Raw genomic sequence first — 18,028 nt, 5'->3', positions numbered from 1 at the left:
AAGAAATACAAAGTAACGGGCCTCAGATAGGTTATCATTACTAAGAGCTTGCAATTACTCAAGGTGATGTTGATAGGGCTTTTGAATTATTTAAATCAAATTTAGAAAAAATTAGAAGAATTGTGCCGGTTAAAACAATTTGTATGCATGGTAGTCCTTTGAGTAAATGGGATAACAAGAAAGTTTGGGAAAAATACGATTACAAGGAATTTGGTATAATTGGTGAACCATATTTCGACATTAATTGGAAAGAGGTTTTATATCTCACTGATACTGGTAGAAGATGGAATGGAAACAATGTAAATATCAGAGATAAAGGGAATTCGAAATTTAAGTTCAATTTTAAACTAACAGAAGATATTATTCAAAACTTAGAAAAATTGCCAGATAAAGTAATGATAAATGTTCATCCAGAAAGATGGAATAATAATGTATTGCGTTGGTTTCAACAATTTGTATCTCAAAATATTAAAAATATAATAAAAAGATTATATAATTAAATTTCAATATTAGATATTAGTAAGTTAAGAAAACTATTATATGTGATCTTTTTTGCATTGTTTATGAATTGCAATAATCAATTTTTAAAAAAGCTCCATTCAAAAAAGCTTACTGAATTAAAAAATAATCTGATGAGATTAATTGATATTAATTTATTGATTTTCATTTTTTTTGATTTTGTTTTTTTTATTAGATGGACAAATAAAGAATATAATTGTTAGTTATTTAGTTCTATTAATTCTAAGTGGAGCGATACTTATACTTTTATGGGATTTCGAATCATCATTTCAACAAATAAAAAAATCATTTAATAATTTTTCATTTTATATTTTCTTATGTATGTTTTATAATAATGAGAACTATTTATTATGAAAATACTTTCCGTTGTTGGTGCCCGACCAAACTTTATGAAAATTGCTCCATTTAAGCGTGCTATCGATGAATTTAATTCAACGAACGGCTTCCATATTGAACATTTGCTTGTTCACACAGGTCAACATTATGACGAAAAAATGAGCAAGATTTTTTTCGAAGACCTGGAACTTCCCAAACCGGACTTTTATCTTGGAGTAGGGGGAGGGAGTCATGCCGAGCAAACCGCCAAAATAATGATAGAGTTTGAAAAAGTTTTATTAAATGAAAAACCTAATCTTGTTGTTGTGGTCGGCGATGTAAACTCAACGTTGGCTTGTTCTCTAACGGCGGTTAAAATGGGTATAAAGGTAGCGCATATTGAATCGGGCCTTAGAAGTTTTGACAGAAATATGCCCGAGGAAATCAATCGAATTGTCACCGATTCGATTTCCGACTTTTTATTTGTAAGCGAACCAAGCGGCATAAAAAATCTGACTAATGAAGGCGTAAGGCGTGAAAAGATATTTTTCGTCGGCAACGTAATGATTGATTCGTTGAAATATTATTTGAATAAGAACGGTATCGGTAAATTATTAAATAAAAATAATATTACCCCGCATCAATATTGCCTGGTTACGTTACATCGTCCGTCAAATGTTGACAATCCGGAAAATCTTGATAAAATAATCGGTCTGTTAAACAATATATCGAACGAACTTACTGTCTTTTTTCCGGTTCATCCCAGAACAAGTAAAAATATTGCAAAATATAATTTGTCCCAAAAGCTTAATTCTAATATTATTATATCCGAGCCGGTTGGATACCTGGATTTTATTAATTTATTAAAAGAAGCAAAATTTGTACTGACCGACAGCGGAGGAATCCAGGAAGAAACTACCTGGTTGGGAATACCTTGCATAACATTACGGAATACTACCGAACGCCCTGTAACTGTCGAAGAGGGCACAAACTATCTTGCCGGCGAAGATGTCGAACGCGCATATTATTACGTTCAAGAAATTATGAAGGGTAATGTTAAAAAAGGAAACATACCCGAATTATGGGACGGAAATGCGGCAAAACGTATTGTTAACATATTAGTTGAAAGATTATAAGGAATAAATCTATTCGTGTTGTATATCAAAATCGTTAACCCGCTTCTCAATCATTCCCACGTACATCCACAAAACCGTCTGCGTGGAAATGTCTTTGGAGAAAAGAGACCACCAGAAAGCGAGCAGAGCAATCGAAAATAGGAATTTTGATTTTCGATAAGCGGAAATCAATATTTTGTAAAGAAGAAAAATCAGCAGTATTATTCCCGTTAATCCCATTTCGCTCCCTGCTTCAAGAAATATATTATGAGGGTATTTGTAAATATGAACAAACGGTTTATATGTAGAACATTTAAATCCTCCCAGTCCGTAACCCGTTAAGGGTTTCTCCCTTATTTTTTCCATAGCCGTTTCCCAGAGATCGAGTCTGCTTTCTATCGAATAATCGTTTTTATTTCCGGCGGAAAAAAGATTCTTGTACCTCTCCGTCTTTTGAGGAAATAAAAGAAAGGCAGTTACTAATGACGAAATCAATAAACAGCCGGTTATAAATCGATTCTTACCTGCAAAGATAAAATAGATGGTAATTAGAATAACTCCTGTCACACTCGCCCTATGCGCAATGAAAATCAACCCTGTATTTAAATACAGAACCGGGAAGAATATCTTATAAATTGTATTTTTATTTTCCTCGGTTGAAATCAAATAGTTGAACCACAGAATTAGTGGCGATAATATCCTGGAGGCAATTACATGACTGTATTCCAGGTTGAGTATTTTATAAGTCCCCGCATAAGTAAAACTTCCCGTAAATAATAAAAATGTCATGAATACAATACCGCCCGCGAACAAGAAAGGAGTTAATATGCACAGGAAAGTTTTGTCGGCTATTTCTTTAATGTAAATAATCAGTAAAATTGACGGCAGCGTCCCTATAACGAAATTTGTCAGCTTTAGCGCTCCAAACTCCTTATTACACGAATAAGTCAGATTTATCACAAAAATCAAAAGTATTACAAACAGATATTTGAATTTAATTTTATCTTTCCTTATTATTGTGGCGTATTTGATACCGTTTGATTTTAAACTGGCAACCGTAAAGGGCAGTAGAATAATTAATAGGGCGGATTTGAGAATAAAACCGTAGGGCAGGTAATTAGAAATCTGAGCACAGCCGACCTGAAGAATAAACAAAAAAATTAAAATTATTTCCGTTATTCTCTTTCTGTTCATATTATTTATAAAGGGCAAATTTTATTATGGGCTCAAAAATTGTTTTTGACCTGTTTACTTACTTATTTATCTATTTTTCATTCGGTTTCTTTTTGACAAGTAAACTAAAACCCGTTGCGGGCGACCCTCTTGTCATTCTTATACTTTTAGCTTCGGTTTTAATAAGTTCCCTCTTGACGCGGCAATATTCTACCGCCAATAATAAAAAATTTTACGAATATGCAAAACAGCTCCTGATTACTACGTCTGTAATTTTGGTCACCGTAACTCTCCTTGTGAATCTTACAAATATATCTATTCCGGAAATCAGGATAATTCTAATCGGAACAATAGCCCTTGTTTTTTCTCTCAAATTATTTCTGCTCGTTTTCGATTTTCTTTTCAAGGAAAAGAAACAAAAAATAGCCGTAAATTTTTCGCCTATGCTGTTAATTGCAGACATACTGCTGATAGCCGCTATTATTTCGTATGCTCATTTTATACGCGGAAACGGAAGCCTCGGAAAAGGCGATTTATTGGCAATTACTATATTTATTACGCTCTGGTTTATAACCGGTTTATTGATTCACGGTTATAACAGATGGAACGGATACGATAATTTTTGGAGATTTATCTGGACGCACATCAAATCCAATTTGCTTTTAATTGTGTTTGTTACGACTGTCTACTTGTTTCTGGAACCTGTTATTAATATAACAGCCGAATCTTACTGTATAAGTTATGTCTTCGGTATCTCTTCCGTATTGGTAAATACGTTTCTTTTCATAATTTTCAAGAAGCCCGGGGAGGATATAATCAACTATAAATTAATGCGCGCTTCGGAAATATACGACGAACCTTTGTTGAAGTATGTTGAAAAAAACAACGGGAAATACGCTCCGGAAGAGAATCCGTACAATCCGTATTTCTTTGACGAATTATCGAACATATATCTTAAAAAATTTCCAGAAGTGCTCGAGTTTGTAAACGACACAATCGACCTCTTCAGAGTTGATTTCAGAAAATCCGTTGTGCACCGATCATCCGATACTTATAACGTGGAAGTTTTGCCTGAGGATACAATCGAACTCTATATGAATCTGCACGAAATCAATGATATGCGCAGAATAAATAATTATTTGATTCAGGTAAATAAGAAACTAATCGATGGCGGCGTATTTGTCGGTTGTGTCGAACCGATAAATCTGCGGCGTAAAAAGTTTATGGAAAAATATCCTTACTACATGGCGCTTGCTTTCTATTTCCTGGATTTTGTTTTTAACCGGGTCATACCCAAAATCTCTGTATTTAAACAAATATATTTCTCGTTAACAAAGGGAAAGAGAAGGGTAATTTCGTTGTCCGAAACGCTGGGAAGACTCTATTACTGCGGCTTTGAAGTAATTAACTTGAAATCTATCGGTACAAACGTCTACTTTGTCGCCAAAAAAATTAAAAATCCCCTTTCGGACGAATCGCCTTCTTACGGTCCTTTGATTAAATTGAAGCGAGTAGGCAAAGACGGAAATATTATAAAAGTTTATAAGTTCAGAACAATGTATCCGTATTCTGAATATTTGCAGAGATTTATTTATGAAAAGGCTAATTTACAGGAAGGCGGTAAATTTAAGAATGACCTTAGAATAACAAGTTGGGGGAAAGTGCTTCGCAAACTCTGGCTTGACGAACTACCGATGTTAATTAATTTCTTAAGGGGAGAATTAAAAATTGTTGGCGTAAGACCTATTAGTTTGCAGTATTTTTATTTGTATAAAGAAGAATTGCGCAATCGCAGAATCAAATATAAACCCGGATTATTCCCTCCGTATTATTACGACTTGCCGAAAACACTCGAAGACATTATGGAATCCGAAAAAAAATATTTGGACTCTTACGATAGACACCCGATTTGGACGGATATTAAGTATTTTTGTGTTATTGCTTATAATATATTAATTAAAAAAGCGCGTTCAGCTTAAAGTGAAAAAATTATTATTGCCGTTGGCGTTATTCTTGCTAAACTTTCCCGTACACTCGCAATCCCTGACAGGCATGAACGGTTTGCTTTCGATTCCGGTTCCTTATATCGGAGAAGATGCCAAAGTAACTTCGGGAGTCAATTTCATAGATCGTAAATACACGGATTATGCCAGAGGTAAGCGTGATTTGCTAAATATATTTGTCTCGATTAATTATCTGCCGTTTGTTGAACTAGGAGTACGAGCGACTCGTCAATTGAATTATAAGGGTAACAGCCATACGGTAGATCGTATGTTCAACATAAAAATACGGTTAATTGAGGAAGATAAATATTTGCCTGCGCTGGCTGTGGGATTCAATAATCCCTATAGTTCGGTTCAAAGCGCCAATCATTTTAACTCGACATTTATGGTAGTTGCCAAAAAAATTCGAACAAGTTTAGGACAGGTTTCAGCGGTTTTGGGATACGGTAAAGATATTATCAAAGCCGCCGATTATCAATTCATCGGTCTGTTCGGCGGCGTTTCTTATAGACCGTATGACTTTATCGAATTGATAGTTGAAAACGACGCCGAGCGTTTTAACGGAGCCCTCCGCATGCGCTTCTTCAAACATATCCATCTCCTCGCCGGAATGATGAACTTCAAAGACTTCAGCGGCGGCATTTCTTTCAGTTTCGCGCTTTGATTAATCGCGCGCACATGTATTAAGAACAAGGAATGCAGTATTGTGTCTTTCTGAGGAAGTCCGAGATAGACGGATTGACGAAGAATCTGAGTAACTATTTGATTTACTTAACTGACTAAGAGATACTTCCCACGCCGTTGGCGGGGTCATTATGACACTATTTTACAAGGCCTTAACGTTCTTCACGCCCTTAGCAGTTGATAATATTTAAGAGTTTGCTTCGTCATTCGCTTACCAGCTCATTCCTCGCAAAGACAGATACATAACAAATCAGTTTCGGTTTTTTATTACAAGATTACAAAATTACTAGTTAGCAAGATTACAAAATTGCAAATTACCAAGAACATCAAAACCCCAAAACTTCAAAACCAAGAACTAAGAACCCCAAAGACGGGATGACGAAGAATCTGCTTTTTTAATATTTAAATGATCGACGTAAGCATATACGCCAATCCTTGGATAACTCAGAATTACGCCTTGGGAGTTTGCTTCGTCATTCGCTTACCAGTTCATTCCTCGCAAAGACAATATTTGTTAGACTTCCTACCGACAGCCGGACTGCCAGGCGGTCATATTATTTAAGTCATTGTCTCGGATATTAATTTTTAATATATTTTTAGAGTAATAATTAACAAACGAGCTGCAAAATGAAAAATGAAATTATTTTTGTTGTTGAAGATTCGCTTGACGGAGGATATGAGGCGAAAGCATTGGATTACTCCATTTTTACAGAGGCTGAAACAATGGAAGAACTAAAGAAAAATATTGTTGAAGCGGTCAATTGCCATTTCGATGAAGAAGAAAAGCCGTTAATTATAAGACTCCATTATATAAAAGAAGAATTGTTATCCGCATGAAAATTCCACGTGATATCTCAGCGGAGAAATTAATTAAAGCTTTGGAGAAATTTGGATATAATATAACGCGTCAAAAGGGAAGTCATATAAGATTAACAGTTGATTTAGGAGATAGGCTGCATCATATTACAATTCCAAATCATGATTCTATAAAAATAGGAACTCTTAATAATATTTTGAGCGATTTGTCTAAAGTTCATAGAATAGATAAAAAAGATATAGTTAAAAAATTATTTGAATAAAAGTACGTGAGTGTTACGAGAAAACAAAAAAACAAATGACTCGAATTATATAATAACCCCCGAATATTAAGGGGGTTTTTATTATGAAAAGAAAGTATGACTTTAATCGAATTGAAGATACTTCATCAGACTCCGACTGATTCATCAGTCCCTTGACTGATTCATCAGACTCTGACTGATTCATCAGACTTTGACTGATTCATCAGTCCCTTGACTGATCATTATGACACTATTCTACAAGGCCTTAACGTTCTTCACGCCCTTAGCAGTTGATAATATTTAAGAGTTTGCTTCGTCATTCGCTTACCAGCTCATTCCTCGCAAAGACGGATACATGAAAATCAATTTCGATCTTTTATTACAAGATTACCAAGATTACAAAATTGCAAATTACCAAGAACTAAGAACCCCAAAAGACGGGACGACGAAAAATATTTATGTCAGAGATTCTTCACCCGTCTGCGACGGGATTCAGAATGACAACATGATTATTTTTTTACTTTAAACGTTGTATGATGGACACGAAATGCAACATTATGTCATTCTGAGGAAATCCGACATAGACGGAATGACGAAGAATCTGAGTGACTATTTGATTTACTTAACTGACTAAGAGATACTTCCCCCGCTAAAGCGGGACTCATTATGACAATTCCCTAGTCCCCAGACCCTAATTGCACAAAGAACCTTGAACCCCAAAACTACGAACCCAAAAACACTCTAACCCCTAACCCCCAGTCCCTAATCCCTAATCCCTAACTCTAACCATCATCCTGCAAGTCTTAATCATAATTTTAATATCTAAAAGCAGCGACCAGTTTTCGAGATAATACAGATCAAGTTCGAGACGCGCCGCCATTTTACCGTGTCCTTTCACAGCGCCGTGCAAACCGTTGACTTGAGCGAGTCCCGTAATTCCGGGAAGCGCCGTATATCTCAACCGGTAATTGTCGATTGAACCCGAATACTCATTGTCGTGATTTATTTCGTGCGGACGGGGACCTACAATACTCATTTCTCCTTTGAGTACATTGACGAATTGAGGCAGTTCATCGAGAAATCGGTTGCGTAAAAATCTTCCGAGAGCCGTTAATCTTTCATCTGAATTTTCAGTTTGTATCAGTTTGCCGTTTGTATCATATTCCTTCGGCGGATATTTCATTGTGCGGAATTTATAAATGTAAAAAGGTATTCGTTTATATCCGTATCTCAATTGTTTATAAATTACAGGCCCGCGGTCGAAGATGATATTGTAAATAAAAATAAACAGATAGAAAAACGGCAGGATAAATATTATTACAAGTAAAGAAATGACTATGTCGATTGCGTGTTTTAGGCATTTGTTGTGAATTTTATAAAGAGGGGAATTTAAGGCCATCGTCGCCCTCGATTTATTTATTGCCAAGATTGCAAATTAGCAAGATTACCAAGATTGAAAATTACCAAGAACATCAAAACCCCAAAACTCCAAAACCCAAGCACTCCAAAACCACGAATGCACGAATTCACTAAAGGATGACCGACGAATAATCTGCGTATGACTTTTGATTAATATTTACAAATGATTAGTGATTGAGATACTTCGCCCGCTAAAGCAAGACTCAGTATGACAATATACTGCAATGCCTTGGCGCTCTTTGCGCGCTTCGCGGTTAAGCAATATTGAAGAGTTTGCTTTCACTGTATAATGCGGGATTACAAAGAACAGTCTCTTCGCCATTGATTTTGTCTATTATCTATATTGCAAATTACCAAGAACATCAAAACTCCAAAACTCCAAAACTCCAAAACCCCAAAACCAAGAACTCAAAAACTCACTAACCCCCAGTCCCTAATCCCTAATTCCTCACTTTTAGGAATCCCGACACAGATATTGTGTTTTACTTCTCTGACTAAGAGATACTTCCCCAGCCGTTGGCGGAGTCAGTATGACAGTTCACTAACCCCCAGTCCCTAACCCCTAATCCCTAATCCCTAATCCCTGCTTTTATCGTAAACGATATCCGGGTGCCTTTATTGGGCTCGCTTTCAATTTCCATTTTGCCGTTATTCATTTCAATAAAATCTTTGCATAGAATTAACCCAAGTCCGGTGCCTTTTTCTTTGTTTGTGCCCAATGAGGATTCCACTTTGTTATTATTGAGGAGATTATTGATTTTGTCCTGACTCATTCCTACACCGGAATCCGAGACGGTAATTTTGATTTCGCCGTTTATACTTTCCGAAATCACTTCGACTTTGCCGCCTTCCGGAGTGAATTTAACGGCGTTCGATATCAGATTCCTAACTATTATATCGACCAGGTCGGGATCGCCGTACGCCCATAAATTGTCGCCTGTATTATTGATCAAATTGATTTTTTTAGACGATGCGGCAATACTCAGTAATCGAATGTTTCTCGAAATTACGTCGGAGAGATTGAATTTCTGAGGCGTGTAAGAAATGTTGTTCGTTTGGGCTCGAGACCAATAGAGCAGATTTTCGAGCAAGTCGTAAGCGGATTTGGCGGAGTTTTCGATCTCGGTCAAATATTCCAATTTTTCGTCTTCGCTCAAATCGTTATATTCTTCCAGAATAATATTTGAAATTCCCAGCAGTGAGATAAAAGGATTTCTCAGGTCGTGCGCGATTATCGAAAAGAGTTTGTCTTTTGTTTCATTCAATTCTTTCAATTCTTCGGTAAGTGATTTAAGCTGGTCTTCGGCTTCTTTGAACTGAGTAATGTCTCTCGAAATTCCTACTATTCCTTTTACATTTCCTTTTTTGTCGAATACGGGAACTTTGGTTGCCGATACCCATATAAACTGATTGTCCGAGCCTCGTCTTACTTTTTCAACTTTATAAATTAACGGTTTGCCGCTTCGTATTATTTCCTGTTCGTCGGCGTATGCCGCCTCGGCGTGTTCTTTTGTGAAGAAATCGAAATCGGTTTTGCCGACGGCTTCTTCCGGATTTTTTAATCCCAATAATTTAGCCTGAGCTTCGTTGATCATAGTAAAGCGCGAGTCTTTATCCTTGAAATAAATCGTATCGGGCATATTGTCCATCAAAACCTTGAAGAAATTATGTTCCCGCTCGTAACGCTCTAATTTGTTAATGTGCGAAGTTTCGTCTCTGAAGGCAAACAGATAACTTTTATTTTTCTTTGAAGCCGAAAGAAGGGCAACTGTGCAGACTGCTGATATTTTTTTCTTCTTAGCCGTATTAAGTTCGCATTTGAATTCAATTTCGCTCTTCGTTTTATTTAATTTGTTGATTTTGGTTTTGAGCGACTTATGCAGTTCCGGGTCGAATAATTCGAGAAGCGTTTTACCGGTTAATTTCCTTCGATCGAAACCAAGAATATCTTTAACCGATGCGGGGCATTCGGTAATAATAAGCTCCGAGTTAAAAATAAAAAAAGACGATTTGGTGAGAGCCAAGGCTCTGTTGAAAAAGGTTGTTTCGGCTGTCGGCATAATCCCTCGCTTGAATTTCTACGTAAAATAAATAAATCTTGATTTAAATCAAATACTCAGATTTACTACGCTCGGGTTTTCGGTATCGCGTAAAATAATCATGTCACCCCTGCGGGGTTGAGTTTTTATGTCGATGGTTTTGTTACAATAATGCCACGCCTCCGGCGTTTATCCCTATTGCTGACTTATAACATAACTCCGAAGGAGTGAAATTATTATAGCACAGGTGTCAAGCAGAAGATAAAAACCCCGGAGGGGTGAAATAATTGTAACACGGAGAAGCCAACAGAAAAATCAACCCGGTACGGATGACATGATTATTATTGTGTGCTATGCCACCCCCGCGGGATTGGGGATTATATGTAATCGGTTTGTTACAAAAATGTCACGCCTCCGGCGTTCTGGTTTCGAGAGATGTTTGAATATATTATAATAATGACACGCCTTCGGCGTTTTTGTTTAATGACATTTTTCCATGTACTAAAAAATAATACGTTCCCGGTGTTTATCTTATTCCGGATTTGCTAGATAAAAATCCCGAAGGGGTGAAATATAAACCAGAAAAATTCAAATTATTTAGACATACGTGTCTTTATTTATTCGGAAATTATTTCTATAATTACCGATTAGATTCGGAATATTTTCTTACAAATAAGAGTTAATTTCCCAAACAATAGGATATTGAGACCGATTTTTATTCAAAAAAACTAAAAAATAAGAAATTAATATGGCAGGGAATTTGATGTATAAAATTATTAGACACACTCGGCAAAAATCATAAATAAAAAAGAAGAAATAAATTTTGAACAATCAAAATAAAGGTGGATTGATGAATAGAGAAAAAGTAACAATAGACGGAAACGAAGCCGCCGCGCACGTGGCTTACCGTCTTAGCGAAGTGATTGCTATTTATCCGATTACGCCGTCGTCCCCGATGGGAGAATTGTCGGATGCATGGGCTGCGGCAAAAGTAAAAAATATCTGGGGTTCGGTTCCGAATGTAACCGAAATGCAGAGCGAAGGCGGCGCAGCCGGAGCCGTTCACGGTTCGTTGCAAGCCGGCGCTCTTACCACTACCTTCACCGCATCCCAGGGTCTTCTTTTGATGATTCCTAATATGTACAAAATTGCCGGCGAATTGACGCCCGCTGTTTTCCACGTCAGCGCGCGTTCGATTGCAGCTTCTGCTCTTTCGATTTTCGGCGATCATTCGGACGTTATGGCTACACGTCAGACCGGATTCGGTTTGATAGCTTCGAATTCCGTGCAGGAAGTCATGGATACGGCTTTAATAGCTCATGCAGCTTCTTTGGAATCGCGCGTTCCTTTTGTGCATTTCTTCGACGGATTCAGAACTTCGCACGAGGTAATGAAAATTGAAAAACTGAGCGACGAAGATATCCGCGCTATGATTAACGACGATTACGTTAAAGCTTTCAAAGAAAGAGCTCTCAATCCGGATAATCCGTTTATCAGAGGAACGGCTCAGAATCCCGACGTTTATTTCCAGGGCAGGGAAGCCGTCAATAAATTTTATAATGCCTGCCCCGATATTGTTCAGGACGTGATGAATCGTTTTGCAAAATTGACCGGCAGACAATATAATCTGTTTGACTATTACGGCGCACCCGACGCTAAGCGAGTTGTTATTTTAATGGGCTCAGGCGCGGAAACTGCCGAAGAAACAGTCGAATATATGACCCAGAGAATGGAAGAAAAAGTCGGCATCCTTAAAGTGCGTCTCTATCGTCCTTTCTCCGCAAAACATTTTCTCGCTGCGCTTCCGAAAACTGTTGAAAAGATCGCGGTACTCGACCGCACTAAAGAACCGGGCGCATTCGGCGAGCCTCTTTATCTCGACGTTGTTTCTGTTATCAGCGACGCAATGAATTCCGACAATCCTCCGTTTGAAAAAATGCCTAAGATCGTCGGCGGCAGATACGGACTCTCGTCGAAAGAATTTACGCCCGCTATGGTTAAAGCTGTATTCGATAATCTGAAAGAAGAAAATCCGAAAAATCATTTTACTGTCGGTATTATCGACGACGTTACGTTTACAAGTCTCGATTTCGATCCTTCATTTATAATTGAAAGCGACGATGTTACAAGATGCCTTTTCTACGGACTCGGCGCCGACGGTACGGTTGGAGCAAATAAAAACTCAATTAAGATAATCGGCGAAGAAACCGACAATTACGCTCAGGGTTATTTCGTTTACGATTCTAAAAAGTCGGGTTCTACAACGGTATCTCACCTCCGTTTCGGAAAGAAACCGATTCATTCCACTTATTTAATCCAGACTGCAAGTTTTGTAGGATGTCACCAATTCAACCTTCTTGAAAAATTCGACGTTTTAGGGAATATAAAAGAAGGCGGTACATTCCTGCTTAATTCGCCTTACAGCAAAGAAGAAACCTGGGATAAATTGCCCAAAAAAGTTCAGCAGCAAATTATCGACAAGAAACTCAACTTCTATGTAATAGACGGTTATACAGTTGCAGCTCAAACAGGAATGGGCAGCCGTATAAACACAATCATGCAGACATGCTTCTTTGCAATTTCGGGAATCTTGCCGAAAGAAGAAGCAATTGAGCAAATCAAAAAGGCAATTAAAAAGACGTACGGCGCTAAAGGCGAGGAAATTGTTAAGAAAAACTTTGCGGCTGTAGATCAAACTCTCGAACACTTATACAAAGTTGACGTTCCCGATCATGTAACGAGCACAATCGAACTGCCTCCGATTGTTTCCGATAAAGCTCCCGACTATGTGAAAAATGTTCTGGCTAAGATGATGGCAGGCAAAGGAGACGAAGTAAAAGTCAGCGAAATGCCCGTTGACGGAACGTTCCCGTCGGCTACAACTCGCTGGGAAAAACGAAATATCGCCCTCGAAGTGCCCGAATGGGATCCCGAATGGTGTATCCAGTGCGGCAAATGCGCGCTTGTATGTCCTCATGCCGCTATCAGAATAAAAGTATACGACAAGAAATATCTCGAAACCGCTCCGGCAACATTTAAGCATACGGACGCAAAAGGGAAAGAATTCCCTGAAAACAGCGCATATACCATTCAGGTTGCAGTGGAAGACTGCACCGGATGCGAACTTTGTTATGAAGTCTGTCCGGCAAAGAACAAACGCGAAACCAAATTAAAAGCTCTTAATATGGTTCCGCAGATTCCGATCAGAGAGCAGGAAAGAGCCAACTTCGATTTCTTCCTCGAATTGCCCGAAATCGACAGAACTCAGGTCAATCCGGCATTGATCAAGAGCAATCAGCTGCTCGAACCGTTGTTTGAATTTTCGGGCGCATGTTCCGGCTGCGGCGAAACCCCGTATGTCAAACTCGTATCGCAGCTGTTCGGCGATCGCGCATTGATTGCCAATGCAACAGGATGCTCGTCTATCTACGGCGGCAACCTGCCAACAACGCCATGGGCTAAGAATAAAGAAGGAAGAGGCCCGGCATGGTCGAATTCACTCTTCGAAGACAATGCCGAATTCGGACTCGGTATGCGTCTTGCAGTTGACAAACAAAATGAATATGCAAAAGAATTACTGCAAGGACTGCGCGATAAAGTCGGCGCCGAACTTTGCGACGCAATTCTTAATGCGGATCAGAAAGACGAAGCCGGTATTAAAGCTCAACGCGAAAGAGTTGCCGAACTCAAGAAGAAACTCGAATCAATCGATACTCCCGAAGCCAAAACTCTCCATCATATTGCCGATTACCTGGTTAAAAAATCCGTCTGGATTATCGGCGGCGACGGCTGGGCTTATGATATCGGTTACGGCGGCTTAGACCACGTACTTGCTTCAGGAAAGAATGTAAATATATTAGTGCTCGATACGGAAGTCTATTCAAATACGGGCGGACAGATGTCGAAAGCTACCGGAATGGGCGCAGTTGCCAAATTCGCGGCTGCAGGCAAGCCGACTCCTAAAAAGGATCTGGCAATGATGGCTGTAAATTACGGCAATGTTTATGTGGCTCGAGTCGCAATGGGAGCAAACGACGCTCAAACCGTTCGCGCATTCCTGGAAGCAGAAGCTTACGACGGTCCTTCCATTATCATTGCGTACAGCCATTGTATCGCTCACGGTATCAATATGGCAAAAGGACTCGAAAGCCAGAAGCTTGCAGTTGACAGCGGTTACTGGCCGCTCTTCAGATTCAATCCGGAAAATCTGAAAGAAGGTAAAAATCCGATGAAACTCGACTCGAAAGCTCCGAAAATAAAACTCGACGAATATATCTATCGCGAAACGCGTTATAAGATGTTGACCAAATCCCATCCGGAAATTGCAAAGGAATTGTTGACTCATGCCCAGGAAGAGGTGAAGAAACGCTGGAAATTGTACGAACAGATGTCGCAGATGGATTTTTCGCCGAACGGAGAAGATAAAGAATCAGTCAATTAATATATAATGGGGCTGTCCGAATGGTAAACTTTCGGAAGCCCCACTATTAAAAAAAATTAGAGGAGTTTATTATGGATTTAACAACAAAATATATGGGATTGGAACTGAAGAATCCTATCGTTCCTTCGGCTTCGCCCCTTTCTCATACTGTCGACAGCGTAAAGCAACTCGAAGACGCGGGAGCCGCTGCTGTTGTAGTGTATTCATTGTTTGAAGAACAAATTCTCCACGAAAGCGGTGAATTGGATCATTACCTTTCGCATCATACCGAAAGTTATGCCGAGGCTCTCAATTATTTCCCTGAACCGGACAAATTCAATCTGACTCCGTATCAATATCTCGATCATATTGCAAATCTAAAAAAATCAGTCAGTATACCCGTTATCGGAAGTTTGAACGGAGTAAGCAAAGGCGGCTGGATTCAATATGCAAAAAATATCGAACAAGCGGGCGCCGACGCTCTGGAATTAAATATTTATTATGTTGCTGCCAATCCGAATATGACCTCTGCGGACGTTGAAAAAATGTATATCGAAACGGTAAAAGAAGTTAAAAGTCAGGTTAAAATTCCCGTCGCCGTTAAACTCAGTCCGTATTTTACGTCGATGGCTAATATGGCAAAACAACTTGACGAAGCAGGCGCGGACGCTTTAGTTCTCTTTAACCGTTTCTATCAGCCCGATTTTGACCTTGAAAAATTGGAAGTTGTGCCGAATCTGGTATTGAGCACAAACTGGGAAATGCGTTTGCCTTTGAGATGGATCGCTATTCTTTACGGTCATATTAAAGCCAGTCTTGCCGCAACAAGCGGAATCCATTCGCACGAAGACGCTATCAAAGTTATAATGGCAGGTGCCGATGTGGCTATGGTCTGCTCGGAATTGTTGACTAACGGTATCGGTAGAATTACCGAGATTTTGAAAGGCATTGAAAACTGGATGGAAGAAAATGAATACGATTCGATTTCTATGATGAAGGGAAGTATGAGCCAAAAATCGGTGGCTGAACCCGCCTCCTTTGAAAGAGCTAATTATATGAAAATGCTTCAGAGCTATAAAACGCTTATCTGATTTTTTGACGGCAGAGGGGATGCGGGTAATTTCTCCTCTGCTTTCCTTTCTATTATAACCAATTATACACGGAAAAATAATAGCCGCGAATGCACGAATCAGGCGGCTTTTTTATTCTGTCTTTTGATATAATGAAAACCGCTATTGTCTTCGTATCCGAAAGGAGCGTATTTGAACGAAAGAAATATGAAAAGGGCAAAGAGGATAAAATAACCGATAATTGCATAGAGTAACATAACTCACCTATAGCTATAGTTACTCTATTATCGAATATTTATTTAAAATGTTTAGTCTTCTTTTTAAAATTCCGTCTTTATTCCTGCAAGAAAATTAATTCCCGGCATCGGATAACCGTAAACCGTTTGATAATCGGTATCCAAAAGATTATTTACTTTGATATATAACTTAGCATTACGAGCTATGTCATACCCGGCTGACACGTTAAGCAATAAAAATTTCTCCTCGGTTAATTGATTATTGTGGTCTAAGAGATAAAGTTTAGCTGCCGATACTAAATTCAATCCGAATTCAATTTTATTTACAGAATAACTTGCATTGAAGAGTGCGTGAATTCCTGGCGCTCCAGGAATTTTTGTTTTCATATCGGTATAATTAAAGCCTGCGCTCAGCCGCAGATATGTCAAAGGAGCAATCTTCAGATTTATTTCAAATCCTTTGTTTTGAACATTTGCCACATTCCGGTTCTTAATATTCGGGAATTGTCCGGTAACGGCAATAAAATCTTTCCCTTCGGAAAAATAGAACGCGCCGGATAGATTTGCAGTTTTGTCAAGAAAATTCAGATTAAATCCGGCTTCGTAATTCCATAATTTTTCCGGGAGCAAGTCGATGTTTGCTCCAAATATGAAAAATTCAGCCAGGGTGGGATTCCTGAATCCTTTTGCGACCGAGAAGTAAAAATCCGTATAATCTGCCGGAGCGTAATTTAGAGATGCCTGAGGCACAAATTCGGTCCCGTATATTTCATGATAGTTCAAACGCGCTCCTGCGGTCAATTTCAATCTTTGATTAATATCCGTTTCCGTAACTAAATAAAATCCTGTTTCATACAATGTAGTATCGATTAATTGACGATTGTTACTTGCCTTACCGCCGTAAAAACGAGTATCATTTCCGGCAGTGATAAGTAAGTAATCCGATAATTCAAAAGTCTGCCGTCCGTTTAAGCCTGCCACATAATCCGTGGAATGAAACCCGTCGAAGAAATCGTGCACTCCCGTGTTTATATAAAAAGTATAAGTTCCTTCTGTCGATTTGTAACCGTTAGCCAGACTTAACGATATGTTTGATCGTGTAAATTCGGTCCAAACTGAATCATTAAGGTACGGATCGGTCGTCGTGCCGGGATTGAATATTTTAGCGTATCTGATATTCGATTTAATATTAGCAGACCATGCTTTACTCATTTTATAACCTATAGTTAAGCTTATTCCTCTCGAGTCGTAATTTGATGATGGTCTGTGATTGTCCGAATGATAATTATAGAGATTTACGGACGAAGCGAAAGACTTTGAGCTGTATCCTGATTTTAATGAAATGTTAAAAGTATTAAACGACCCGTATGAAATATCGCTGCCGATAGAAAATCCTTTGGGTGCCTGATTCGACGTTCTAATATCGATTGCTCCCGCCATTGCTCCGGAGCCGTAAATCAAAGAAGCCGGACCTTTGATTATCATTAATTCTGAAGCTGCATCCGTGTTGTAAACGTCGGAAACAGGGTGTCCGAAAATACCGGCGTATTCCGGATGCCCGTCGATAAAAACGGTGAATTGCTGAATGCCGTTGAAACCCCGGACGGATAATTTACCCGCCGATAATTGACCGATTCCGAAACCGTTATTTCCATATTCCGTTACAAATATGCCCGCGGAATTGTTCTTTAGATTGGCTATAATGTTTTTGTTGATCGTTAAATTAACTTCTTTTATGTTAACCGTTTGAAGCGACGGATTAAGGTATTTGATTAACGAATTGTATTTTTCGGATTTAATAGTGATTTCATTTAACTCGTAAGTTTTTATGGAATCTTGTTGAGATAAAATAACCTGAGAAAATATAACGAAGACAATAAGTAAATATTTCATTTTAGCCCTTTCAGAAAAATTGAGTTAACAAAGTTAAAAAATAATCCTGTAAATATTCCAAAAATTCTTTATTTTGCGGATTAA

General features: G+C 38.5%; 13 protein-coding genes. 8 read left to right on the top strand and 5 right to left on the bottom strand.

Annotated elements, in window-relative coordinates; all coding sequences use genetic code 11:
• The first annotated feature begins 122 nt into the window (after nt 1-122).
• Nucleotides 123-500, top strand: coding sequence for a hypothetical protein (locus ACSSWA_RS11265; RefSeq protein WP_437356676.1), 378 nt, complete (start codon nt 123-125; stop codon nt 498-500).
• Between the two features lie 369 nt (nt 501-869).
• Nucleotides 870-1,970 carry a non-hydrolyzing UDP-N-acetylglucosamine 2-epimerase gene (wecB, locus tag ACSSWA_RS11260; RefSeq protein ID WP_437356675.1) on the top strand — a complete coding sequence of 367 codons (1,101 nt, stop codon included), beginning with the start codon at nt 870-872 and terminating at the stop codon, nt 1,968-1,970.
• Between the two features lie 9 nt (nt 1,971-1,979).
• Here the strand turns inward: wecB and ACSSWA_RS11255 are convergent, their stop codons facing one another.
• Nucleotides 1,980-3,104, bottom strand: coding sequence for an O-antigen ligase family protein (locus tag ACSSWA_RS11255; RefSeq protein ID WP_437356674.1), 1,125 nt, complete (start codon nt 3,102-3,104; stop codon nt 1,980-1,982).
• 65 nt (nt 3,105-3,169) lie between these two features.
• Between ACSSWA_RS11255 and ACSSWA_RS11250 the strand changes: the two genes are divergently transcribed.
• From ACSSWA_RS11250 to ACSSWA_RS11235, 4 genes are all read left to right on the top strand, one after another.
• Nucleotides 3,170-5,101 carry a sugar transferase gene (locus tag ACSSWA_RS11250; RefSeq protein ID WP_437356673.1) on the top strand — a complete coding sequence of 644 codons (1,932 nt, stop codon included), beginning with the start codon at nt 3,170-3,172 and terminating at the stop codon, nt 5,099-5,101.
• A 1-nt stretch (nt 5,102) separates the two neighbouring features.
• On the top strand, nt 5,103-5,789 hold the full coding sequence (locus ACSSWA_RS11245; protein ID WP_437356672.1) for a YjbH domain-containing protein: 687 nt from the start codon (nt 5,103-5,105) through the stop codon (nt 5,787-5,789).
• Between the two features lie 647 nt (nt 5,790-6,436).
• Complete coding sequence (locus ACSSWA_RS11240) at nt 6,437-6,646, top strand: 2-oxoisovalerate dehydrogenase E1 subunit beta (RefSeq protein WP_014857326.1); 210 nt, start codon at nt 6,437-6,439, stop codon at nt 6,644-6,646.
• A complete protein-coding gene (locus ACSSWA_RS11235) occupies nt 6,643-6,888 on the top strand; it encodes a type II toxin-antitoxin system HicA family toxin (protein ID WP_437356671.1) in 246 nt (81 codons plus the stop codon). Before ACSSWA_RS11240 ends, ACSSWA_RS11235 begins: the two co-directional genes overlap by 4 nt.
• A 748-nt stretch (nt 6,889-7,636) precedes the next feature.
• On the opposite strand, the gene ACSSWA_RS11230 is transcribed toward ACSSWA_RS11235, so the two are convergent.
• Together ACSSWA_RS11230 and ACSSWA_RS11225 are read right to left on the bottom strand one after the other, a co-directional pair.
• Complete coding sequence (locus tag ACSSWA_RS11230) at nt 7,637-8,266, bottom strand: sugar transferase (protein ID WP_437356670.1); 630 nt, start codon at nt 8,264-8,266, stop codon at nt 7,637-7,639.
• Nucleotides 8,267-8,855: 589 nt separating this feature from the next.
• Nucleotides 8,856-10,346: a PAS domain S-box protein gene (locus tag ACSSWA_RS11225; protein WP_437356669.1), complete on the bottom strand. Its 1,491-nt coding sequence runs from the start codon at nt 10,344-10,346 to the stop codon at nt 8,856-8,858.
• 829 nt (nt 10,347-11,175) lie between these two features.
• Here ACSSWA_RS11225 and nifJ point away from each other — a divergent pair.
• The gene (gene nifJ, locus ACSSWA_RS11220) at nt 11,176-14,766 is read left to right on the top strand and encodes a pyruvate:ferredoxin (flavodoxin) oxidoreductase (protein WP_437356668.1); all 3,591 of its coding nucleotides are present in this window, start codon (nt 11,176-11,178) and stop codon (nt 14,764-14,766) included.
• Between the two features lie 71 nt (nt 14,767-14,837).
• Nucleotides 14,838-15,836: a dihydroorotate dehydrogenase-like protein gene (locus tag ACSSWA_RS11215; RefSeq protein ID WP_437356667.1), complete on the top strand. Its 999-nt coding sequence runs from the start codon at nt 14,838-14,840 to the stop codon at nt 15,834-15,836.
• Between the two features lie 98 nt (nt 15,837-15,934).
• Here the strand turns inward: ACSSWA_RS11215 and ACSSWA_RS11210 are convergent, their stop codons facing one another.
• Nucleotides 15,935-16,072 (bottom strand): hypothetical protein, encoded by a 138-nt coding sequence (locus tag ACSSWA_RS11210; RefSeq protein ID WP_437356666.1) that lies wholly within the window; start codon nt 16,070-16,072, stop codon nt 15,935-15,937.
• A gap of 63 nt (nt 16,073-16,135) precedes the next feature.
• The gene (locus ACSSWA_RS11205; protein WP_437356665.1) at nt 16,136-17,944 is read right to left on the bottom strand and encodes a TonB-dependent receptor; all 1,809 of its coding nucleotides are present in this window, start codon (nt 17,942-17,944) and stop codon (nt 16,136-16,138) included.
• Nucleotides 17,945-18,028 lie beyond the last annotated feature (84 nt).

The organism is Melioribacter sp. Ez-97 (genome assembly GCF_051488665.1).
Classification (GTDB): Bacteria; Bacteroidota; Ignavibacteria; order Ignavibacteriales; family Melioribacteraceae; genus Melioribacter.
Note: the sequence above shows the minus strand (reverse complement) of the source record. Positions and strands in the feature narration are given on the sequence as shown.

Bases quoted from the DNA above. Each gene is read 5' to 3' on its own strand.
- wecB (WP_437356675.1), top strand. From the start codon at position 870: ATGAAAATACTTTCCGTTGTTGGTGCCCGACCAAACTTTATGAAAATT.
- ACSSWA_RS11250 (WP_437356673.1), top strand. From the start codon at position 3,170: ATGGGCTCAAAAATTGTTTTTGACCTGTTTACTTACTTATTTATCTAT.
- ACSSWA_RS11240 (WP_014857326.1), top strand. From the start codon at position 6,437: ATGAAAAATGAAATTATTTTTGTTGTTGAAGATTCGCTTGACGGAGGA.
- ACSSWA_RS11235 (WP_437356671.1), top strand. From the start codon at position 6,643: ATGAAAATTCCACGTGATATCTCAGCGGAGAAATTAATTAAAGCTTTG.
- ACSSWA_RS11230 (WP_437356670.1), bottom strand. From the start codon at position 8,266: ATGGCCTTAAATTCCCCTCTTTATAAAATTCACAACAAATGCCTAAAA.
- ACSSWA_RS11225 (WP_437356669.1), bottom strand. From the start codon at position 10,346: ATGCCGACAGCCGAAACAACCTTTTTCAACAGAGCCTTGGCTCTCACC.
- nifJ (WP_437356668.1), top strand. From the start codon at position 11,176: ATGAATAGAGAAAAAGTAACAATAGACGGAAACGAAGCCGCCGCGCAC.
- ACSSWA_RS11215 (WP_437356667.1), top strand. From the start codon at position 14,838: ATGGATTTAACAACAAAATATATGGGATTGGAACTGAAGAATCCTATC.
- ACSSWA_RS11210 (WP_437356666.1), bottom strand. From the start codon at position 16,072: ATGTTACTCTATGCAATTATCGGTTATTTTATCCTCTTTGCCCTTTTC.
- ACSSWA_RS11205 (WP_437356665.1), bottom strand. From the start codon at position 17,944: ATGAAATATTTACTTATTGTCTTCGTTATATTTTCTCAGGTTATTTTA.